Origin of the sequence: Clostridium tetanomorphum (assembly GCF_017873215.1) — a bacterium.
Classification (GTDB): Bacteria; Bacillota; Clostridia; order Clostridiales; family Clostridiaceae; genus Clostridium_AO; species Clostridium_AO tetanomorphum.
The window spans coordinates 1-23,583 of record NZ_JAGGKA010000002.1 but is presented as its reverse complement, the minus strand read 5'-3'; the positions used below and the strand labels follow the sequence as shown (position 1 = coordinate 23,583).

At 27.3% G+C, this 23,583-nt stretch carries 23 protein-coding genes and 2 pseudogenes; 6 read left to right on the top strand and 19 right to left on the bottom strand.

Annotated elements, in window-relative coordinates; translation table 11 throughout:
- Positions 1-129 precede the first annotated feature (129 nt).
- Complete coding sequence (locus tag J2Z24_RS02290) at positions 130-1,458, bottom strand: sodium-dependent transporter (protein WP_035151557.1); 1,329 nt, start codon at positions 1,456-1,458, stop codon at positions 130-132.
- Positions 1,459-2,270: 812 nt separating this feature from the next.
- On the opposite strand from J2Z24_RS02290, the gene J2Z24_RS02285 reads away from it, so the two are divergent.
- A complete protein-coding gene (locus tag J2Z24_RS02285; RefSeq protein WP_035151554.1) occupies positions 2,271-3,008 on the top strand; it encodes a CPBP family intramembrane glutamic endopeptidase in 738 nt (245 codons plus the stop codon).
- Between the two features lie 671 nt (positions 3,009-3,679).
- On the opposite strand, the gene J2Z24_RS02280 is transcribed toward J2Z24_RS02285, so the two are convergent.
- The 5 genes from J2Z24_RS02280 to J2Z24_RS02260 form a co-directional block, all read right to left on the bottom strand.
- The gene (locus tag J2Z24_RS02280) at positions 3,680-4,318 is read right to left on the bottom strand and encodes an ABC transporter ATP-binding protein (protein WP_035151552.1); all 639 of its coding nucleotides are present in this window, start codon (positions 4,316-4,318) and stop codon (positions 3,680-3,682) included.
- Between the two features lie 21 nt (positions 4,319-4,339).
- Entirely contained in the window at positions 4,340-5,080 is a 741-nt protein-coding gene (locus J2Z24_RS02275) for a hypothetical protein (protein WP_035151549.1), read from the bottom strand.
- 1 nt (position 5,081) lies between these two features.
- Positions 5,082-5,441, bottom strand: a complete 360-nt coding sequence (locus J2Z24_RS02270) for a hypothetical protein (protein WP_156950270.1) — start codon at positions 5,439-5,441, stop codon at positions 5,082-5,084.
- Between the two features lie 439 nt (positions 5,442-5,880).
- Positions 5,881-6,687 (bottom strand): hypothetical protein, encoded by an 807-nt coding sequence (locus J2Z24_RS02265; RefSeq protein ID WP_035151543.1) that lies wholly within the window; start codon positions 6,685-6,687, stop codon positions 5,881-5,883.
- 300 nt (positions 6,688-6,987) lie between these two features.
- On the bottom strand, positions 6,988-7,398 hold the full coding sequence (locus J2Z24_RS02260; RefSeq protein ID WP_035151541.1) for a hypothetical protein: 411 nt from the start codon (positions 7,396-7,398) through the stop codon (positions 6,988-6,990).
- 554 nt (positions 7,399-7,952) lie between these two features.
- Here J2Z24_RS02260 and J2Z24_RS02255 point away from each other — a divergent pair.
- The 5 genes and pseudogenes from J2Z24_RS02255 to J2Z24_RS21855 all read left to right on the top strand — a co-directional run.
- Positions 7,953-8,414 carry a transposase family protein gene (locus J2Z24_RS02255; protein ID WP_051593423.1) on the top strand — a complete coding sequence of 154 codons (462 nt, stop codon included), beginning with the start codon at positions 7,953-7,955 and terminating at the stop codon, positions 8,412-8,414.
- Positions 8,415-8,537: 123 nt separating this feature from the next.
- Complete coding sequence (locus J2Z24_RS02250; protein WP_111947588.1) at positions 8,538-8,765, top strand: transposase; 228 nt, start codon at positions 8,538-8,540, stop codon at positions 8,763-8,765.
- 92 nt (positions 8,766-8,857) lie between these two features.
- The gene (locus J2Z24_RS02245) at positions 8,858-9,526 is read left to right on the top strand and encodes a transposase (protein WP_035151537.1); all 669 of its coding nucleotides are present in this window, start codon (positions 8,858-8,860) and stop codon (positions 9,524-9,526) included.
- Positions 9,527-9,691: 165 nt separating this feature from the next.
- Positions 9,692-9,895 (top strand): transposase, encoded by a 204-nt coding sequence (locus J2Z24_RS21860; RefSeq protein ID WP_035151535.1) that lies wholly within the window; start codon positions 9,692-9,694, stop codon positions 9,893-9,895.
- 236 nt (positions 9,896-10,131) lie between these two features.
- Positions 10,132-10,611 (top strand): annotated as a pseudogene (locus J2Z24_RS21855) (integrase core domain-containing protein); the annotation flags it as partial.
- A 279-nt stretch (positions 10,612-10,890) separates the two neighbouring features.
- On the opposite strand, the gene J2Z24_RS21230 reads toward J2Z24_RS21855, so the two are convergent.
- The 13 genes and pseudogenes from J2Z24_RS21230 to J2Z24_RS02180 all read right to left on the bottom strand — a co-directional run bounded on the left by J2Z24_RS21230 (position 10,891) and on the right by J2Z24_RS02180 (position 23,397).
- On the bottom strand, positions 10,891-11,373 hold the full coding sequence (locus tag J2Z24_RS21230; RefSeq protein ID WP_241393007.1) for a site-specific integrase: 483 nt from the start codon (positions 11,371-11,373) through the stop codon (positions 10,891-10,893).
- A 90-nt stretch (positions 11,374-11,463) separates the two neighbouring features.
- Positions 11,464-11,637 (bottom strand): hypothetical protein, encoded by a 174-nt coding sequence (locus J2Z24_RS21225; RefSeq protein WP_241393006.1) that lies wholly within the window; start codon positions 11,635-11,637, stop codon positions 11,464-11,466.
- A 184-nt stretch (positions 11,638-11,821) separates the two neighbouring features.
- Positions 11,822-12,061: pseudogene (locus tag J2Z24_RS02230) on the bottom strand (GTP-binding protein); the annotation flags it as partial.
- 275 nt (positions 12,062-12,336) lie between these two features.
- Entirely contained in the window at positions 12,337-13,107 is a 771-nt protein-coding gene (locus tag J2Z24_RS02225) for a hypothetical protein (RefSeq protein WP_035151529.1), read from the bottom strand.
- A gap of 63 nt (positions 13,108-13,170) precedes the next feature.
- Positions 13,171-15,036, bottom strand: a complete 1,866-nt coding sequence (locus J2Z24_RS02220; protein WP_035151526.1) for an FtsX-like permease family protein — start codon at positions 15,034-15,036, stop codon at positions 13,171-13,173.
- A complete protein-coding gene (locus tag J2Z24_RS02215; protein WP_035151523.1) occupies positions 15,036-15,782 on the bottom strand; it encodes an ABC transporter ATP-binding protein in 747 nt (248 codons plus the stop codon). Before J2Z24_RS02215 ends, J2Z24_RS02220 begins: the two co-directional genes overlap by 1 nt.
- 13 nt (positions 15,783-15,795) lie before the next feature.
- Entirely contained in the window at positions 15,796-16,647 is an 852-nt protein-coding gene (locus tag J2Z24_RS02210) for an undecaprenyl-diphosphate phosphatase (RefSeq protein WP_035151520.1), read from the bottom strand.
- Between the two features lie 158 nt (positions 16,648-16,805).
- Positions 16,806-17,792: a sensor histidine kinase gene (locus J2Z24_RS02205; RefSeq protein WP_035151518.1), complete on the bottom strand. Its 987-nt coding sequence runs from the start codon at positions 17,790-17,792 to the stop codon at positions 16,806-16,808.
- Positions 17,793-17,803: 11 nt separating this feature from the next.
- Positions 17,804-18,496, bottom strand: coding sequence for a response regulator transcription factor (locus J2Z24_RS02200; RefSeq protein WP_035151514.1), 693 nt, complete (start codon positions 18,494-18,496; stop codon positions 17,804-17,806).
- 131 nt (positions 18,497-18,627) lie between these two features.
- A complete protein-coding gene (locus J2Z24_RS02195; RefSeq protein ID WP_035151511.1) occupies positions 18,628-20,124 on the bottom strand; it encodes a methyl-accepting chemotaxis protein in 1,497 nt (498 codons plus the stop codon).
- 304 nt (positions 20,125-20,428) lie between these two features.
- Positions 20,429-21,208: a hypothetical protein gene (locus J2Z24_RS02190; protein ID WP_051593422.1), complete on the bottom strand. Its 780-nt coding sequence runs from the start codon at positions 21,206-21,208 to the stop codon at positions 20,429-20,431.
- Between the two features lie 119 nt (positions 21,209-21,327).
- A complete protein-coding gene (locus J2Z24_RS21740) occupies positions 21,328-22,671 on the bottom strand; it encodes a sensor histidine kinase (RefSeq protein WP_035151508.1) in 1,344 nt (447 codons plus the stop codon).
- A 3-nt stretch (positions 22,672-22,674) separates the two neighbouring features.
- Positions 22,675-23,397 (bottom strand): LytR/AlgR family response regulator transcription factor, encoded by a 723-nt coding sequence (locus tag J2Z24_RS02180; RefSeq protein WP_111947591.1) that lies wholly within the window; start codon positions 23,395-23,397, stop codon positions 22,675-22,677.
- Positions 23,398-23,583: the final 186 nt, after the last annotated feature.

Sequence of the window (23,583 nt, the reverse complement as noted above, 5' to 3'; positions counted from 1 at the left end):
ATACTCCTATCTTCTTTAAAGTGGCAATAGAGATCGGATACGTCCCTGAATAACGATTTCTAAGCTTCAGTGGAAGTAAAAATTCCTTCTGAAGCCAAGAACTCTGTTTATTACTAATTCATTAAGGTTTTAGAATGATACTTTCATAAATAAAGCAATTATACATAAAAGTATTGCAAATGGAACATAAAGGTACTTTCCAATATTATACCATAAGTCCCCTTGTTTCTTTTTAGCTCCTAAGTTAATTTCATTAAGTAAATCTTCTTTTTTCATAATCCAAAACCAAGATACTGCGCCTAACGTTGCTCCAATTGGAATAATGTATATAGATACAAAATCCATCCATGGACCCCATTTAAATATAGGCTCCATATTAACACTTATACTAAAACAAATTACACCGAGTAATATTAGCATAGGAACACGTTTTAATTTAGGAAATTTATACATTAATGATTCTCCAACTACTTCAAACATGTTTTGTAGAGAACTTACTCCACCAAATACTACTGCTGTAAATAATATTATTGCAAACACTCTACCTAATGGTATATTTTGTAGTATTTTAGGCAAAGTTACAAAAAGAAGTCCCGGACCTGAACCAACATCTACCTTATATGCAAAGCAAGCAGGTATGATAACTAATGCTGCTACCATTGCTGCAATTGTATCAAATATAGCAGTATTTACTGCTCCATTTACAATATCTGCATCATCAGAAAGATATGAACCATATACAATCATACCGCTACCAGTTACAGATAGAGAGAAGAAGGCTTGCCCCATAGCCCAAACCCAAACCATTGGATCGGCCAATGCTTCCCATCTAGGAAGAAACATAAACTTATATCCTTCTACTGCTCCTGGTAAAAAAGCTACACGAACTGCAAGAATTACAAATAGTATAAAAAACAATGGCATCATAACCTTATTAGACTTCTCTATACTATCCGCACCAAGTATTAATGTAATCAATGTTCCAATAACAACTATTAAGTGATATGGAATAACTGAGTAATCTGCCATAGCAAATGATTCAAACCATTTACCTGTATCTATAGTCATAAGGCTACCTGTAACAGATTGAGTCCATCCTTTAAGCACATATGAAATAATTACTGAATAACCTATTGCTATACACATAGATCCTGCTAGAGGAAGCCATCCTACATACTTACTAATTACTTCTTTACCACCAGATTTCCAAGCATTTTCATAAGCACCAACTGTACCAGTTTTTGCTCTACGACCAATTGCATATTCTGCAGAAAGTCCTATATAACTAAAAAGAACTATAAATATAAGATAAGCTATTAAGAATGCTCCACCACCGTTACTACCTAATTTATAAGGAAACCCCCAAACATTAGCCATACCTACAGCTGAACCTACACATGCTAATATAAATCCCCACTTGGATGCAAATTTATTAGTATTAGTACTTTTATTTTCCATATTTGCCCCCCTATTTTCAACCTTATACTAAAAATTATTATTAAAGTAGTATTTTTCATCAGTCACACTTCTTTATCCTACATATTCTATATCATATTTATATAGATTTATAACCGATTTAACTACAACATCCATATGTATTTAAGTGTAAACTCTTCTTCCCATAGTAAGTCTAATCGTTTTCAATTTTGGTTTACGGTCTTCATCTGTCTTAATACCTTCCCCTGCAGAACCTATGCTACTTTCTCGCTAATCTAAATAATCATTAATAGTACATACTAGATATGTCTAGTTCTTAACACTAGTATAACCTTAGTCATTTACCAGCACTCTCATGACATTAGTTCATAAGTTAGTAAGTAACCCTAAATTAAACATCTTTTAATTTTGCTTTAAATGAATCATATATACCTCCATCTATAACAATTTCTTCTTCTAAATTCAAAATCTTATATTAAAAGATTCTACAGGCTAATTACTTAAATTCATATAATCCACAATCCCCCTCCCCATAAATCAAACACATATTATGCATGATGAACTATACAGCATCAATCATCTTAATTGTATAATGACGAATATATAATGTCAATGTTCAAATGTAATTTTTTTCCGATTATTCATTTTATTATGTAAATTCTTTATTTTCATAATAATTTCACCATTTAAAGCATATTTATTTAACATGAGATAAATAATATTATAAAATTAAACACTATAAAGTAATGATTTTTATATACAAATATGGTAATATAAGTATAACTATTATATATAAACATCAATCAAAAATATAAATTATTGGAGGAAAAACCTTGAAAAAAAGTTCTAATCAATTTTTATTAATATCCTTTATCATAAGTTATACATGTTTTGGTGTAATAGTGTATTCTAAAATTGTATTTAAAGATATATTTACTAATTCTCTTTATCTATCTCTTTTTATTCTTGGCTGCTTAGGTGCACTTATTTCAGCATTTATTGTACATGTTTTAAATAAAGAAAGTCTAGGTGGAATAAAAGGATTTATAAATAAATTTAAAATAGTTAAATCTCCAAAGTCTATTGTTTTAATACCACTTTTTCTAATTGCACATTACGGCTTTATCATACTTTTAAAAGGTGTGTATAAGTACGGTAATATTATAGAATTTTTTCGCTATCTTCCAATTATGTCAGTGATATTAGGCTCTCAAGAAATCGGTTGGAGAGGAATAGTCCAACCAGTAAATGAGGAAAAAAGTGGTTTTTGGAAATCTTCCATTATAACAGGACTTTTTTGGTCATTATGGTTTTTACCACTTATCTATATCCCACAATTTATTATACTCCCTCAGTTTTATACACAATTCGCAGCATATTTAGTGGGAATAAGTATACTACTAACTACTCTTTATAAATCCAGTGGAAGTATTATATATTGTATAATACTATGTAGCTTTATCTTCGCACTATTTCCAGTTATAGTATTAAAACAGGGCTTTATACTTTTTGGTATAGCATTGATTGATGCAATAGTTGCTAATATATTTAAAGACAAAATTTTTAATTAAGGAATTTAAAATAAGTCGTGGCTATAAAACTTCATTTATGCAACCATGGTTTATAAAATAATCATTTCAAACAATGCATATAATCTTTAGCTTCATTACCACTTACTAAGAACGCTTACCCTTTTGAACAAAATATTGAAGTAGATGTATAATCAATGTCAGTATTTTTATCATAATCCGTTTTTTCAATTATCTGTTCCTTATTGTTATAATAATATATTTTTTTGTAGAAAATTGGTTTTATATAGTAAATCAAATGCTTTTCACATTTTTATTAATGAAGAAAATTATGAATGTAGAAAATTATTGTTTTGCTTTTATTTTAATAACATTTTTTATAATATCTATATATAATAATTTTACTTAATTAAAAGAAAAAATAACATTATAAAGCTGTCCCATTACTCATTTCAAAAAATAAACCACATCATGGATATAAGTTTCATGATATGGTTCATTCTTATTTTATTGATAATTGTTGAACATAATTTGAAGAACACGAATTACGCTCTTATACAAAATATTTAATAATTTATAATATCATTATTATTAAGTTTCTTTAATAATTTTAGAATTTAGTCTTGTCTCCTTTATAAGAAAGTTTATACATAAAATTGATAAGTGCTAAATCTCTGCTCAATATATAAAGAATATTTTTCTTATCACTTATTTTAGCCTAGTAAGACTCCTGAATCCATCTTATAAACAAAGTCACATAATTCATCTATATCATCACTTATATGACTAGCTAATAAAATTGTTACTGATTTATTTTTCAGTTCTAATAATATTTCTCTAATACGTTTAACTCCATCTGAGTCTAATCCATTCATAGGTTCGTCCAGTATTAATAATTTAGGTTCTTCCATTAATGCCTGTGCAATACCTAATCTCTGTTTCATTCCAAGAGAAAATTTCTTTATTGGCCTAGTATCGTTGGGGTCTAACCCAACTAAAGATATAGCATTTTTAATATTCTCATCACTAACTTTATTATTTATACTTGCTAAAATCTTTAAGTTTTTCAAAGCTGAATACTGTGGTAAAAAACCAGGATGTTCTATTATAATACCAGTATTTTGGGGAAACCTTCCATTAATTATAGATTCGTTAAAAACCTTAACTTCACCACTAGTAGGATTAATTAATCCACATATTGCTTTAAATAGCATGCTTTTTCCAGATCCATTTTTACCTATTATTCCATATATACGACCACAATTAAAATTAATACTTATATTATTAAGTATTTTTATTCCATTAATTTCCTTAGATAAATTTTTCAATTCAATTACAACATTATCATCCATTATTCCGCCTCCAATATTTGATCAATCTAGAATATTCATCAAATCAAATTTACTTATAAGTCTTCCGTTTAGTAATATATTAATAATATCTATTACTAATAAATAGACAAATGACCATGATAAATTAAAATTTGAAAAAGAATGCTTTGACAATATTCCTTGATTAAAAGGAATAAAAGCATCAATTCTATATATATTTCCAAGTTCTATTGATAAGTATAATAATATAATTATAATTAAAAAAGAAAAATTATGATTTTTACTAATCAATACAATGGATATATATATATTTGATATAAAATAACTACTTAGTGATAATATCAATATTATTTTTAGAACTTCATAAATTGAGAAGATAGGAGTATGTCTAGTCACAAAGCATATACATCCAACAACAATGCTACCAGTAGTGAAATAAAAGATACAAGCTACTATAATCGTTATTTGAATATATAAATGCCACTCCATCTTACTACCTATACGAGATATAATATAACTGTTACGAACCTTTAGTTCTTTGTAAAAATAGTCCCCTATTATATATATTAAATAAAATTGATATAAGCTCCAAATCATTAGTTCTAAAATATTGTCAAATAAATTATTAGGTCCATAAAAGAAGATATTAATATAATCTCTACTTCCAAATGAACTTAATTTTAAGAATCCAGAAAAAATGAATATAATAAAAATAAATAATATTTTACTATACGTAAACATTGATTTAAAATTAGTTATTAATATTCTAAAATGTCTCTTCATTCTATTCACCAAAATTATAGTCAAAATTTTTTATAGAAAGTTTTCCTATAAGATACAAAATACTTATTAGACTTAACCAATAACAGATTCTATATATAATAAAAGTATAATCTTGTAATTCCAATATACTAGCCGTTATAAAAAAAATATTCCTAGTAAAGGTTAATCTTCCTATAATTCCACTTGATGAATCTAAGAACATATTAGCTATAATTATTCCAATCACTACTATAAATGAAAGTTCCCTCTTTTTAAAACATATATTACTAACTAGAAAAATCATAGCCAAAGTAAATAAATATAATATAACAAATATAGTAGTATATAAAACATATGTTAATGGTGTTAATTTGCTTGTCACAATTTTGATAGCTTCATTAGAATAAAATAAGTTGATCTTTCCTGTCATTACGCTAAAAAAATGAGAGCTCCAAACATTGTTAAAACTTATATTCGTAAAACATTGAATTATAGCTATTAATATTGCACATAAAACAAAAATAATTGAAAACATAAAAACACTAAACACATTTGCGTTATATACTTTATATTTACTTTCAAACTTTAAAAACAAATATTTGTAAAAATTTGTTTTTTCACTTACTTTATAAATAAGAATTAAATAAAGAATGCTTATTATAAAAAATAATGATAAATACGAAAAGTCTTCTATTAACAAATCATAAAAGTTAAATGGTTTGTGCTGAATTATTAAATTTAGAAACAGGCAAAATTGATATATTAATAAAATGCCAAGTATTAAGATCACATTGAAAGAGCTTATTTTTAATTGAAAATATCTAAATATTTTTTTCATCTTTATACATCACTCCAAAATAAAATAAACTTATCCCTATCAAAAATAAAATAACTTGATAAATAATAATATTTGCTTTTGATGCAATTGGATTTAAATCAAATAAGTTAATGGCATTAAGACTAAAATATCTATTTAATTTAGTAATTTGAAATATGTATTCAAAAATTGTTCCGGAGATTATGTAAAAGAAAAATGGAAAAATAAATGTTAAATATCTATTTCTTATCCATGGAGATATCCCAAGTGCTAGAGTAGAAAATATTGCACTAAAAATAAATGAAATTATTATTATTAGCATAGAGTAAAAAAACTTATTCTGATAAAATAAGGAACTAAATGCTCCCTGCACCTCATTTAAATTAGTGTTTCTTATACCATATAATGCAACTAAAAAAACTAGTATTAAAAAAGATGCTAAACTAATAACAAGTCCACTTACTACTGCATTAATAATAATTTTAATCCAAATATATTTTTTTTGATCAATTTTTAAGTACATTAACCTTAAAAATCCAGATTCCTTATCTAATAAATAAGAGTTAGAAAAAGGTAATGTTGCTAATAAAGGCGCAAATAAAATAAGAGTACTAGCTCTAGTAGTGCACCTTATTCTTATAAATATATCTACTCCATCATATATTTTTTTTAAACCGTAAAAACCAAACTGTAAAAATTGAATAAAGTCTAAATAAGCTACTAACAATGAGAATATTGTTAGTATAAAAGCAATTAATGTATTCTTAGATCCTATAGCTCTTTTAAATTCACTTTTTATATATGCTCTCATAAAAAGACCCTCCTTATAAGTTATACTACTTACAATTTTAGGTATACAAGCCAAAATAAATCTGAGCTTGTACACCTATCTTGAACTATAAAAACCAAGTATTTGTTTAAATCATTATTTGTAAGATTTTAATCTCAAACCTTAACTCATTAAAGAAAATTATTGTAAAAAACATTTTGTAAACCATTGGGAATTCAACATTATTGAAAATATTAAGTTTATGAATAAATAAAGTTTAAGTTTAAAAACCTATAATAGTTTTTTAAGAAATGTGATAATTATAGTCTTTAGAGTTTTAGTTTAATAATTTGAATGGAACTTCCCTATAGCATCGCATGGATGTAATGTACCCGGTGAAGTTTTCATTCCCATGGATACTGAATGTCCATAGTACTCTGAACCAAGATTTCCACCATAATACATGCGAACATTGCCTGTACCAGTGTAACTAGCTTCACTAGTTAGTCGGCCACCGGTTTCTTGGCTTTTTACCCAACAATTAATAGTTGAACCTGACCAGCCTATATAAGTTGCTTCATTACAAGCTTCGGAGCTTCGACCATCTTTAGTCACCGAATCTGTGAAACGTGATCCATATGTAGGTAATGAAAAATTGTATCCTACAGATCCTTTTGCATAAGCAATTTTAGAAATCATGGCTATTCCTAACACACATAATACTGCTATTGCAGCATTTTTTTTAAATTTCATTTATTAATTATATTTTTAAAAATCAATATGTTTTTTATAAAAAAAACATAGTATTACATTACTTACCACAAGTTTGCAGAAACAATACTATCAGACAATTTATGATAAGTCAATTATTTTTATCATACAAATATCATCATAATTATTCACACTTTACTATAATATTCCAATTAACTATATTTTTTCACCATGATTTATTGTAATTTTACTTTTTTATACTACATGTTATTCACATATTTTCATATTATTTACATGTATTAACTTGAAGATTTTCATATGACACTTCACATTCATAACATTTATCTCACATTTTTATTAATACTTACTTATATTTTTAAATATTATTATTATATTTTGTGAAATAGAAATTCTAAAATATCTTTATAAACTTTTATATGTCGAATTTATACTTCTGGTGTAGATTGTGAAGTGAATTTTGGTAAAAACTCTTAAATCTTAATATTTAGAATACCAGTACTTCATATATATATCAGAGATAAATAGTGTACCCACCTGATATAATAAGAACAAACTATTATAGAAAGGATTGAACTATGAATTTTAGCTCGTTTTTTCCAAAAGAGTTTATGATTGATGGCATGGAAGTAGAGGATATTAATATGAGATGTAGAAGCAAATCATCTCTCTGTCCAGAGTGTGGTGCTAAGTCAGAAAGAATCCACAGTAGATATATTAGAACACTACAGGATTTAATGGTATTTGGGAAAACAGTTACAATTAAATTATTATCTAGAAAGTTTTTCTGCGATAACTCATCATGTACTAGAAGTATTTTTACAGAAAGATTTGAAACTCTTATAAAATCTTATTCAAGAAGAACCGAGAGACTAAATGAAGCTCTCGTTAAATTTGCCTTTTCTTTAAGCAGCGAAGCGGCATCTCGAATTTTGAAATATATTTTTCATCAGTTAAGTTCTGATACATTTATTAGAATAATTAGGAAAGAACAGATAGAAATTAAATCAGATTTTAAGCACATAGGCATTGATAATTGAGCTTTCCGTAATGGTTTAACTTATGGAACTTTAATTTGTAATCTAAAAACACATTGGACTATAGAATTGCTAAAGGATAGAACTACTAAAACATTGGCTGATTAGCTAAATGACTGTAAAGGTATTGAGTTGATTACTAGAGATAGGGCAAATACATATTCAAAAGTAGTTTATGATATACTGCCTTCGGCAATACAAATAGCTGACAAATGGCACTTACTTAAGAATATAGGTGACACCTTAAATTCAATACTGCAATCTCAATACACTAATTGTATTACTATTGAAAATACACAAAAAGATAAAGAGGAAATCATAAGCAACATAAAGCCTAAACAGCAGGACCTGTAAAGGCAAACTTGCATGAATAAGAACATGGGGAGCTTATTGAAGAAACAAAGAGATTCTATACCTCAGGCGTTAAACAGAAAAAAATTTCAGTAATGTCGCGTATTAGTAAAAAGACCATACATAGATATTTAAGAAGGTCAGAGCCTACTTATAGTTCCGCAAAATCTAGGGGAGGTATCCTAGATAAATATATAAAAAAAATTGATGAACTTTTCCTAGCAGGAATAAGTTCTAAAGATATTCTTGTTAATATTCGAGAAAGTGGATATATTGGCTGTGAAAGCTTATTTAGGACATATCTATCAAAATTAAAGAAAGCAAAAGTATTGTCAAATAACAAGAATAAGACAAACTCTGCTTCAAAACTTATTAAAAGAGAAAGATTGTATAATATATTTTGGAGAAATTATAATGAACTTACGGAAAAAAATCAGTTGATTCTAAATGAAATAGTTCAGTCATCATTACAATTAAGCAAGACATATCAATCTATTCAGAGTTTTAGAGATATAATTTTAAATAAAGACTCTAGGTCATTAGTTTATTGGATAGACAACAATATAAAATCAGAGATAACTCACATTAAAAAATTTGCACAGAGCCTTAAAAAGGATGTTGTAGCTGTAAGCAATAGATTAAACCATGAATATACTAATGCAGTTTTAGAAGGACATGCTAATAGACTTAAGAATGTAAAACATATGATGTATGGCAGGGCTAATTTTGATCTTCTTAGGCAAAGGGCACTCTTTAAAATTTAATGCTGGTATATCTTACCTCACCCAAATTAGCTTCCACAAGGTATTCATCGGGAGAACCCAACTTTATTCCCCCTATACCGTTAACACTAGATGGTGTTAGTATAATATTGTAGAAACAGAAAGCCAAACACTTTAAAATATAAGAAAGAGAAGGAAGTGTTTATAATGGCAAGAGGTCAAAAACAATATACAGAAGAATTCAAAAATACAATAGTAGAGCTTTATAACTCTGGAAAGAGCCTAGCAGAGTTAAGTAGTGAATATGCCGTATCAAAATCAACAATAATTGGCTGGATAAAGAAAAATGCAAAGCTTGAAGAGGAAATCGAAATATTAAAAAAAGCTATGGGCATATTCGCAAGGAAATAACTACTGTATTTGATTTCATTACTAACAACAAAAAATATCATAATATTAAGCTCATGTGTAAAGTTTTAAAGGTATCTAAGAGTTCTTATTATAAGTATTTAAATAAGAAGCCAAGCAATCGAAAATTAGAAAATAAAAAGATAGAAAAAGAAATCATAAATATTCACAAAGTGAATAAAAATCGCTAAAAGCATTAGGTATAACTATTAGTTTAAAGAGAACTCAACGTTTAATGAAGAAACTTTGAAGCAACTACTATCAACGAAAAGTAGGTAACAGACATCACTTATATCGATACAATTAAAGATGATTGGATATTCTATATCTAAGTTTTATTGATACCTCAAAACGCCGTAAGACTTCAGAAACCAATTAAAGCTTTAATTTTACATAGTGATTTAAGATGTCAATACACAAGCTCCGCTTTTAAGAAGTACATAGACAGCACTAAATTAATTACCCATTCCTTCAGTTCAAAAGGTTGCCCCTACGATAATGCTTGCATTGAATCTTTTCATGCCTCTTTAAAAAAGGAGGAAGTCCATCTTATTAAGTATTTTAATTTTAATACTGCCAGGTTAGCAATATTTGAATATATAGAGGCTTGGTATAACAGAAAAAGAATACATAGTAGCATCATTTACTGCTCCTATTTTTATAAGATAGTTTGTAAATACATGTCTTCCTATATGTGTATTCCAGTCATGTTCAATTAAATCATTAGCCACAGTAATATAGCCTTCACTATTTATATATTTAATAAAATAATTTTTTAAATTAGTAAAGTATCTCGAATAGGATTCTCCAGTCATTGGTTTCCCAAAAAAATTTACTAAAGGTGCATTACGGTTAGTTATCTTAGGATTATTGGCAAGTCTCTTCAAATATCTTTCATACATTTCAAATAGTTCACCATTAAGATCGAAACCTGGTTGGTCAAATCTTATCTTTTTGTTTTGTGATTTTATCATTTTGATATCTCTATCTCCAAATAGTTAATCTTGTCTGTCCATTATATCTACTTTCATATATCGCTGCTCCCTACATAAGGTTACTGCACTGATTACAAGATTAACTACTTCTCCTAGTCTTAATCCCCTCATAAATTGGAGAGCAACTCCTAAAACTATATTAGGATAATGTTCTTCTGTAAACTCCAAAAATCTATTCCAAACATCCACTTCCATATCTTTTAATATTCTTCTTGGAATTTTTCTTTTTGATGGGTACGCAATAGTGATTTCGCTGTTATCTTCAAATGGTGACATCTCGATATAATGTCCTCTACTATTAGGTTCGCTACTAGGTACAAATTTCATATTTATTTTAGCAGCTTCCGATGTTATGCCTCTACTATACAAAAATCTATAAAATTTAAATAAATATTTTTCTTTTTGTTTTACAATGTTGTAACTATTACCAAGACCTCTCTTGTTTGAAATATAATTTATATATTTAGCGAAATGATAATAATTCATCCCATATAATCCACTATCTTTTAATTATTCAAAATTTTGTCTCCACCTAAAACTATCTGATTATTTACATAATTTATAAAGACACATATGTTACAAACTACTTTCATCTTTGTATTTATGATAAATAAAATTTGTTAAAGAACTAGGTATCCAAACTTCTTTATTTAAATCATCATATTGAACTATTAATATTTCATTAGTTCGTACTGAATATATTCCTTTAAAACTTCTTATAGGTATCTCTATTGCTATATATTTTATCATCTCAGTCCCCTTATCCGAATATTTAATCCAAATTCATCTAAATTCATATATAAAAAATATACTATATCATTCAAAACATATATTTTCTATAACATTTGCCTAGCATTGTAGAAATACTTTATCCTTCTATTAATAATCATTAGACAATATATAATTTATATTATTTTTATTTTTCTATAAACTAATAAGAATATTGTCCAGGAGTATCTATTAAATAATAGGTTGAAGATTTATACTGAAAAATAGCCTGATCTGAAAACACTGTAATTCCTCTTTGTTTTTCTATATTATGGCTATCTAAAAAAGAGTTTTTATAATCAACTCTTCCTCTATTTTTAATAGTCTTTGTATGATACAATATTTGCTCAGCAAATGTAGTTTTACCAGCATCTACATGCGCCAATATTCCAATTATCTTATTCATTTTTTCACACCCCTAAAATAATTATATAAACTATTATAATTTAAATATATATTCTCTTTTTTTAATAATATCATTATATACCACTATTCTATTTTAGTATAAATAATATACTTTCATTATTAAGCTATTTTATAGTAGGGACAAAAAATCACCATGTAGATTTCATGGTGATTTTAAATATTATTATTAATATTTATTTTACTTTTTAATTTTATAAATGAGCTTACTAATAATATATGAATTATAATATGTTTACATTCCTAAAATAAAATTATCTAATAGTTACACATATCTTCCGTTTCCATTGGATTCATCATCGGGCAAAATACACCTGGATACATTGACCACTGTTGCATTGCAGCTGGATTCATCATCATATGGCATGGATACTTAGCCATTGGATATGCCATCATTGGATATGGCATTGTAGGCTTCATCATTGGTTGCTGCATCATTATCGGTTGATGTACTGGCTGTATTACTGGTTGTATATTTAATTGCATTTTTGCCGTCTCCATCTTTGGTTCTATTTTTAATTGAAGTTTTATTGGCTCAGTTACTACTGGTGCCATTTTAGGCTCTATATTCAATTCCATATTGCTTGGCTCCATCTTTGTTTGTATCTTTGGTTCTATATCTAATTCCATTTTTGTTGCTTCCATCTTAGGTTGTATACTTAATTCTATATTTTGTGGTTCCATATTAGGGTGTATATTTAAATTCATATTTTCTGGTTCCATGCTTGGATGTATTTTTAAATTCACATTCTGCGGTTCTATACTAGGTTGTATTTTTAATTGTTGTATAGTTGTCTCTGGCTTTGGTTGTGGTGTTACTTGTGGAGTAGGTTGTGGCATTGGCTGAGGTTTAGGTTGTGGTGGTGGCATTGGCTGAGGTTTTGGCATTGGCATTGGTTGTTTCATCGGTTGCATTGGTGGTTTAGTTTTTCTTTCCTCATCTTCTTCCTCCATCCTATACATCATCATTGGACAAATCATAGGGCACTGAAAAGGTATAAAGTCTGTGAATTCATAATCTCTATTCATATTATCCTCTCATTAAATATTGCATCGGTTTATTATATGTATATTTTTTTATTATGTTCATATTTATAATAAACTTCTTTTAATCTCTAATAAGTAGTTTTTTCTTATGATAAGAAAATACATGATTTGTGCAATTAACATACCTCCTATAACTTGAAATGCTGCCACAGTTATTTCAAGTCCAAAGGCGTATTTTAATGCACTAATGGCAAAGAAAAAGTGTATTACAGCGATTATATAAGGAAATAAAAATAATACTCCTATTTCAATATTTAATATCTTCTTTATTTCCTTATAGGTTAATCCTATTTTATTTAACTGCTTATATTTCTTTTTATCCTCTATAACATCCATATAACACTTATTATATAAAAAACTTCCCGTTGTTACAAAGAAAATAAGTCCTATAAATATGGCACTAAATAAAATTACGCCATAAGCTATTTTTGTAGATTCTAATATATTAGCTTTTAAAAAATTATTGCTATAACCATTCTCTGCATCATCTTCAAATGTATTATAATACTTATTACATATACTTAGTGTATCTTTATAATTCTTTACATTAAATGCTTCAAAGTAACATCTAATACCCTTTATTTTCTCATATACATCTTCTTTGACTACATATACTTCTTCATAAAATGTTGGAAGTGCTCCCTTATCAATCTTTCTAACGATCTTTAATTTCATATTATCTAAAACAATACTTTTTCTTTCATGTTGAATTAAAGATGAGGTTATTATAGTCTCATTTTCATTAAAAGAAGTTGTATCTAAAGATAATACTAATGCCAATTTTTTATAAGTGTTTTCTCCAATTATAACTACTTTATCCTTTTCACCATTAGGAATAACAAATTTCATTTCGTTATTGATCTTAGAATACTTTATTTCTTCATTCTTTAATAATCTTTCTATAAACTCAGCCTTAAAACTAACCTTGCTTTTATTATCATACACATCCGAAAAGAAAAATGCCTGAGGAAAATTTCTATTTATCTGACCTTCCTTATCTCTCCAATAGGCATATACTGACCCTATTGCTGAAAGAGCTACTGTTGAGGTTATAGTAATTAAAAAAAACATTCTTGTATTATCTTTTATCCTATATAGTAAGTTTGATATCCATAATACTGAGGTTTTTTTCATATATAAATTTCTATTTTTTTTAAGTAACTTAATTATAAATACACTTAATTGTGAAAATAATAAATACGTTGCTACAACTACCATTATGGTTACAGGTATTATTCTATAGGCTATCGTTTTTATACTTGATGTAATTGATAAATAATATCCTATTGTCAACAATACTATACATATAATAGCAAGGATAGTAGATGCTTTAGGTTCAGTTTTAGGCTTTTTGGTTCCTTTAAGTAATCTTAAAACCATATCTTCTTTTATAATAAATGAACAAAATATTGAATTTACTATTCCTAGTATTAAAAATGCATTAAAGGTAATAATCATAGCTTTAATTGGAATATAAAATACTAATGCATTAAGCCCTAATAGCTTACCGTTGGCAGCTAAAAGTATTTTTGAAAAAACTATTCCTAGTATTATTCCTACCACTGCAGATAATGAACTAATTATTATATTTTCAATGCTTATCATTCTTTGTATTTGTCTTTTTGATGAACCTATAATATAAAGTATACCAAATTCTTTATATCTACTTTTTAAAAATACACTTACTGAATAGAACACAAAGAAAAATAAAAATAAATATGCAATTACTGTTGTCATATTAAGTGCTTTTATTAAATACTGAGGCAAGTTGACTGTGATAAAATTGGGATGAAATATGATCATAGTAAAAGAAAATAATAATGCTGCTGATATGCTGCTACTTAAAAAATAAGCAAAATATGCTTTTATATTTCTATGCACATTTTTAATGGCAAATTCTTTAAAATTCATTAGTTTCCTCCTCCCAGTAGTGCAAGCACATCAATAATTTCCTGATAAAATTGCTGCCTGCTATCCCCCTTGTAAATTTCATTATATATACTTCCATCCTTTATAAATAGAATTCTATTACAATAACTTGCTGATAACGGATCATGAGTTACCATCATTGTAGTTGCTTTTTCTTCTTTATTTATTTTTTCAAACAATTCCATTACAGTTTTAGCCGATTTTGAATCTAGGTTACCTGTCGGCTCATCAGCCAATAATAAAGTAGGATTATGTATTAATGCCCTTGCAATAGCTACTCTTTGACATTGACCTCCTGATATTTCAAAGGTTCTTTTGTTAATTATTTTCTCTATGCCAAGTATCTTTGATATTCTACTAAGCTCATTATCTTGATGCTTCACTGGTACTCCATCTAGCGTAAGTGGAAGTACTATATTTTCACCAACGGTTAAAGTATCCAATAAGTTGAAATCCTGAAATACAAATCCTAATTCTCTTCTCCTAAATAAAGCCAAATCATCTCCTCGAAGACTCAAAGGATTTTTATCTTTTATTTTTATTTCTCCTGATGTTGGTTTATCTACTGTTGAAATCATGTTTAGCAAGGTTGTTTTACCACTTCCAGATGGCCCCATTATTCCAACAAATTCTCCCTCTTCTATAGTAAAACTTATATTATCTAATGCACTAAACATTATTCTCTTACCATATACCTTACTTAAATTTTTAACCTGTAAAATTTTCATTTTCCTCTCCCCTTTATGTTGTTAACGTAATAACCTTAGTTAATACTAGTACTCCAAGAAAAATACCTGCTATGATTCTATATACTGCAAACCCCCTCATCGGCTTCTTTTTTAAATAGTTAATAAATTTTTTCATAACTATTAAAGCTACTATAAGAGCCACAATAAATCCTACTATTAATGAAATCCATAACATTGGCGTCATTATAGAATAATCAAATTCAAATAGATCCTTACCTGTTGCCCCCACCATAGCTGGAATAGCTACGAAAAATGAAAATTCCGCTGCTATTGGTGTTGATAATCCTGCAATCCATCCTCCCATTATTGTAGAAGCACTTCTTGACATTCCCGGCCAAACACTAAGAATTTGCAATAATCCAACCTTAAATGCTTGCATAGGTGTTATATTATCTACGCTTCTTACTTTATAATTCCTATTTCTAAATCTATTTTCCACTATCAATAATAATAATCCCCCGACTATAAATCCTACTATTACAGCTTCTGGTATAAATTTTGATTTTATTTTACTATAGAATAATATACCTATAACTCCCATTGGAATAGACGCCATAATAACATTTATTCCAAATTTAAATCCTTTTCGTCCTTCTCGTCCTTTAGTAAATATAAATTTAAAAAATTCTATTATACTTTCTCTAATTTTCTGCCAGTATAAAATAACAACTGCCATTATTGCTCCAAGTTGAATTACAACTTCAAACATCTCTGCAAACTTTCCTCGAAAGTCAATTGCCCATCCAAATAATATCATGTGTCCTGTGGAGGATACTGGAATAAATTCAGTTATCCCCTCAACTATTGCTATTATGATTGCTTTTAATAAAAATATTATATCCATACCCCTGTCACTCCTTAAAAAACTAACTTTTACTGTGTATAGTTTATAATAATAATGTTTGACATGCTATCTGCAAAGCTTACAGGAATGTGACGTGTATGTAAGACTTTATAATTAAAATAGCAAATAAATAGTTACAACTATTTATTTGCTATTAATTATATTTGTGCTTTAAATTTTATTGTCATCTTTGTTCCTACATTAACAGTAGATTCTATTTCTATTTTATGTCCTAAATTGTTACACACCTGTTTAGCTATATATAATCCCATTCCTGTAGACTCTCCATACCTGCGCCCATTCTCTCCAGTAAAGAATGGGTCAAATACTCTTTTAATATCTTTTATAGGCACTCCTATTCCCTCATCAATAACACTTAGCTTAATTTCTTTTTCGCTTTTCAAAGCTTTTATAATTAATTCTTTCCTCTTATTTCTTGAATACTTTACACCATTAATAATAAGTTGACCTAATACAAATTTTAGCCACTTAACATCACTATAAATTTCAATACTTTCATCTATGTCAACTCTTGGAACTATTCTGTTTTTTATAAAAATCTTTTTTTCCTCATTTACTACATCTCTAACTAGATTCTTCAAAAAAATCTTTTCTACTATAAAGTCTTTTGAAAAAGAATCTAGTCTTGCAAAATGCATTGCCATATTTAAACCTTCCTTTAACCTGTTCACCTCTTCTTGCATATTCTCATACTTTTCTTCTCCTTCATACTCTTGAAGTTGCAGTTGTAATACGGATAAAGGTGTCTTCATTTGATGAACCCACTGATTTATAAAAGTTATATGCTCATTATGAATCTTATTACATTTTTGTATTTCAGCTTTATATAAATTATGTTGCTTTTTTAATACCTCAGAAATATTTTGGCTTAGTTCAGAACTACCAAGTTCTAATAAAGTATCATTTAAAGATGTTAATTCACTTCTCAATAATCTATATAATTGTTTATCTTGATAATATCTAAAGGCTAAATAGCATCCTAGAATAAATGTATTAAAAATAACTATATAGATAATTTCACTATACCCTATAAAGCCCATAATATTAGAATATATAATTGTAAGAGCTAAGCTCAGTAAATATGTAAAAATATAACCTTTATTATCCTTTAAAAATAATCTCATATCACTTCATCCTACCAGATTTTATTTAATCTATAACCTGCCCCTCTTATAGTTTCTATACCATTATCTATTCCTAGTGTCTGCAGCCTTTTTCTTATCCTGCTAATATTCACACTTAAGGTATTTTCCTCAACAAACTCTAAATCATCCCATATTTTTTCTAGAAGGAAGTCCCTGTTAACAATTCTAGGATATTTTTTCATAAGACATTCTAAGAGTATGCCTTCCCTTTTGGTAATAATTAATTTCTTATCTTTAAATTCTACTTCTGATCTTTCAGGATAAAATTTAAGACTATCTACTTGAACTATTCTTTCCTCTGCCTTAGGTGCATAATCTCCAAAAGCCCTCCTTAGTTGACTTTTTATCTTTGCAATAACAACTTCATAATAAAAAGGCTTTGTTATATAATCATCTGCCCCACTCTCTAAAGCCATTACCTGATCCATTCCGCTGTCTCTTGCTGATATAAATATTATAGGAACTTTTGATTGTTGTCTTATTCTTCTGCACCAATAAAATCCATCAAATTTAGGTAAATTAACATCCAATAATACTAAGTCTGGACTATATTTATCAAACTCTTCCATTATATCCTCAAAATTTTCTGACGTTCTTACCTGAAACCCATACTTAGTAATATACTCTTTTAATATATTACTTATTGATAAATCGTCTTCTACAATATATATTTTGTACTTCATGCTGATTTCTCCCCAATTTAATTATACTATTATATAAAATGATATCACATAAATTATGTTCATTAAACTTTATAATAATCAGCTAAAAAGGTAAAAGCTCTATGAATATATTTATGCATAGAGCTTATTGTTTATCTATTTAAAAAGAGTTCCTTTAGATTTTTACTTAACTTTTTAATTTCCTCTATAGATAAATGTATTGAATTAATTTTTCTACTTTGTTCCTTAATTTTCTCCTCAATTTCTTCTGTAGAGGCTGAATGTTCTTCAGTAATACTTCCTATCGCCTCAAGTTCCATTTTTACAGGAGTAAAGTTCTCTACTACATTTTCAATAACTATATGTTCTTCTCTTAAATATTCATTCATTGTTTCAAAATATCCTTCAATCTTATTAAAAGAAGTACAAACGTTATTAACAACTTTAGTTCCTTCTTCTGCAGCCATATTACCATCAGACACCTTAATAACTGCATCATTAGTAATAGTATTAATTTCAGTAATAATTTCATAAATATTTTTTACTATTTCAGTGGTTTGTTCAGCTAATTTTTTAACTTCTTCTGCAACTACTGAAAACCCCTTACCATGTTCTCCTGCTCTAGCTGCTTCAATACTTGCATTCAATGATAATAAATTAGTTTGAGATGAAATTTCATAAATACTATTAATCTCGCCATTTATTTTATCAATGCTATTTTTTAGTTTATTTACTGTATCTAAAGATACTTCTACAGCTTCTTTTATTGTCTTCATAGTGCTATCCATAGAATTGATTTTTTCAGATCCATCAATAACATTCTCTTTCATTTCATTTGACATTATAGATATTTTATTAGATATATTACTAACTTTATCTAATGAAGAATTGGATTCATTTATTTTTAAATTTATACCTAGAATACTCTCTACTATTTCCTGAACCCCAATACTTATTTGACACATAGTATTATTTATATTATCACTAGTAGCATTAACAAGTGTAAGATCTTCAGAAAAAATCTCTATATTTCTATCTAAATTATTAGTACTCTCCTTAATATTTAATAAAAGTGAATCTAACTTATCAACCAACGCTTCTCTTTCTAAAGATTTATTATTTTCTGATTCAATTAGTCTACTTCCCCAATTAGTAAGGCAATAAATTAAAATCATAACACCATTTAATATTACAAAAAGATTTAACATATTTGCATATGAAAATTTTTCACTTAATATACTACTAGGATTAATCAAAAACAAGCTTACAACACATGTATCTAAAAGTACTGCATTTATAACTAATATTTTTTTCCTAAAATATAATGTTCCACATATAATTCCAGCAATAAATACCAATACATCAGAAGCAATAGTTTGTTCATTAAAGCTTCCTAATAAAAAATATCCAAAGTTTGAAAGTATTATAACTGAACTAAAAGTTATTGCCTTTATTATATCTTTTAATGGTAAAAAATATATTACTGTTGAAACTATAGTTACTATTATAAATGGTAATAGCTCATCCATATTTACTTGGAAGTTATTCATTTGCATACTAGTTATACTCATAAGCAAACATATTGCAACTATAGTTACATAGTTAACCATATGTATCTTTTTTAAACTAAATCTCCAATTATTTTCCATTTTTTGCACCTCTTTTAAGTTAAAATTAAACCTAGCTTAAATATTTATTATAAATATCGATATTAATTACTATAATCTTAACTTAAAATTATGAAATTTTTCCTGTTATTGGTTGAATATTAACAATACTTTTATCATTAACAGGTTTTAAATAAAATCAATAATTTTTAACAAATATCTAAAGTAAAAAAATTTATGAATTTAAATTAATTATCTTTATTTTTAATTTGATACGCTAGCATAAAAAATACACCCGCCTTTTAGTAATTATTTAAACTACTATTGGCAGATGTAAATATATAATCTATGCCTTTGTATCAATCGGAGTAATATTGGTTCTTTGAACGATATTTATATGATGTTGCTGGTTCTGCACTAGATTCGGCTTCACTGTATCTATTGGCGACATCCTTGAGGTATTTGCATCCTGCACCTCATTTGTAATTGTTCTCTCTCCTTTACTAACAACATCAGTTTCTTTACTATCCTTATTAATTGTAACTTTTTTATTATTAGTTGTATCTTCTTTATTATCAGCTCTTTTAATGCTTTCCGCTTGCTTCTTATATTCCTTCAAGCCTCTTTCGATTAATCTTCTACCTTCTGCTGATTTTTTAAGCTCAGATCCAGTATAGTTTAATGCCCTTTCCGCTGTGGCCGTATCCCCTCTTGCTTCAGCCTGTCTATATACTGAATATGCAACTTTTCCAATCTTTGCATGAGCTGTAGCTGAAGAAATTCCAATCATAACATCTTTATTTATTACCTGAGAACTTTCCTCTGTTACTTTTTGATGTTCAACTTTTTCATCTTTAGGCTTTATTATTTCCAATTCCTTAGTTTTTTTCGTAAACTTTTCCTTAGCTAATTGGTCCTCAACTTCCTCAATTTTTTTTTCCAGTCCTTTGATTGAACTTTTCTTACTTTCTTCAGAATACTTACTTTCTTGAAGCTTTTTCACTTGTTCCCGTAATTGAAGCTTTTGTTTTTCTAAGGGACTCATAGATTTTTTTGAATGAATATTTGCCTTTAGTCCCATTCCCATAGTATTAAAAATTGTATTTGATGTTGCACCTATTCTCATATATGTGCCTCCTTTTTTGTTAATGAATACAAATGTGTATTTATTAACATCTTCGGAAAATATAGAATAAAGCTAATATTATTGTTGTGAATAAGCTTTTATGTGTAGTGAATAAGATACTATAAAACTTGAAGCATTACATTTAGTACAAACATATTTTCACTATTTTCAATATAGGTAGTTCCAAAATACTTATCAGCAATACTTTGAATATTTAAAAGCCCTAATCCATGATTTATATCATCACCCTTATCTGTACTCATATGATTTTTATGTATATATCCCATCATGCTGTTCTTTATTTCAAATACTATAAATGACTTATTGAATGTGCTTGTTATATGTATATATTTTTTTATACTTTCGTCTGTAATTTTTTCACAAGCCTCTATTGCATTATCTAAGGCATTACCAAGTACTACACATAAATCAAAAGGATCCATTTTTATTCCATTAGGTATTTTTATATTACACTTAAAATCTATATTTTTATCTATGCTTATATTATATTTTTCACTTATAACAGCATCTGCAAATACATTTCCAGTATTTACTTTTAAATTAAGACTTTCTAATGTTTCAGTTACCTTTTTTATGTATTGTTCTGTACTTTTTATATCATCATTAGCAATTAAATTTTTAATGCAAATCAAATGATTATTTATATCATGCTTAAATACCCTAGTATTTTTAAATTGTATCTGCAAATCTTTATAATGTCTGGCTTGTATGTTAAATTGATGTGCTAATAATGCTTCCTTCTGACGCAGGGTATTTTCCTTCATAAGCCTGTCTAAAATTATTACCATAAGCACCGCACAAATTAAAGCCATAAATGCAAATCCCATCATTTTTAAGTTATTAAACAAAGAAATATCCACAACATTATTATTTTTGTAATAAAGCTTAAAATATTCACATAATAAAGCTACTATAAACACATTAGGAATTACAAAAAACATCATATATTTTACATCTTTAAAATTATTATTAATGCAATAGTTTTTTAATACAAAATTAAATATTAAAATGTAAATTAATTGAGTAATAATAAAAAACAGCTGGCTTACTATGCTGCTTATCTGTTCTGTGTGATAAGTTAAGTTTAATATATCAATATAATTTGGCATGTAAATAAAAGGCACTGTTATATACTGTAACAGTTCATTAAAACAAATATAAATTATGGCAACTATAATCTTCTTAAAACATGTGCCCTTACAAAATATTAAGCATATAATAAAAACATATATAGCTGTAGGTATCCACTGATAAATACTTTCTATATTAAATTTCTTTACAATTAAGGAAGGAATATTAGCTGTTATAAGCATTACTACAAACATATATTGGAGCTTTGTTTTAAATCCTAAAAAGCCTTTTAATGTTATATATAGTATTAAAAATCCTAGCATATTTGAAACAAAAAATAGTATTTTCTCAATTACATTAAAAGTAATCACTTTCTATACTTCACCTCGTTTTATATATTTTAGAAATGCTCTAGAAAATTCATCGTATTTACTTTTTGATAACATTATTCTTGTACCGTCATCAAGTATTATATCTGTTTTATTAAATTTCATTACATATTTTAGATTTACTATATAGCTCCTATGACATCTAAAAAAGATATCTTTAGGGACTTTTGACTCTATATTTGTAAGCTTGTCATAATACTGTATTACTTGCCTTTCAGTATGTATATTTATAATTCTATTTTGCACCTCAAAGAAATGTATACTATCTAATAGCACTTTTATTGAGCTTTTCCCTTTGTTAATTACAATACATTGTTGACTATTTTCTTTATGGCTAATTACCTTAAAAATTCTATCTATAATTTCCGATATCTTTTCTTTAGATACTGGTTTTATAAGATAATGGAATGCAGATACATCAAAAGCTTCAAAAACATATTCTTTGAAGGCTGTTATAAAAACAATTTTTGTGTCATTATTATTTTCCCTTATACTCTTAGCTATATCTATACCAGAAAGCTTGCCCATTTTTATATCTAAGAACACAATATCAAAATAATTACCAGAAGAAATCATTTGCTCACCACTACTAAATTCTTCAATGTCATAGTCATAATTACAATAATTGTTTTCTAAAATACTTTTAATTTTCTTTACAACATCTATTCCTTGAAGTATTTCATCATCGCAAACTGCAATTTTAAGCATATTTCTCTTCCCTTCCATCATTTATAAGTTTACTATTACATTATATAGCAGAACTATATTCTATACAAAATCATATACATACTTACTTAATAATCGAGTAGGAGGGAAAATTAATTAAATTTTCCCGACCTCTCACACCACCGTGCGTACCGGTCTGGTACACGGCGGTTCTTTAAGAATTATGTG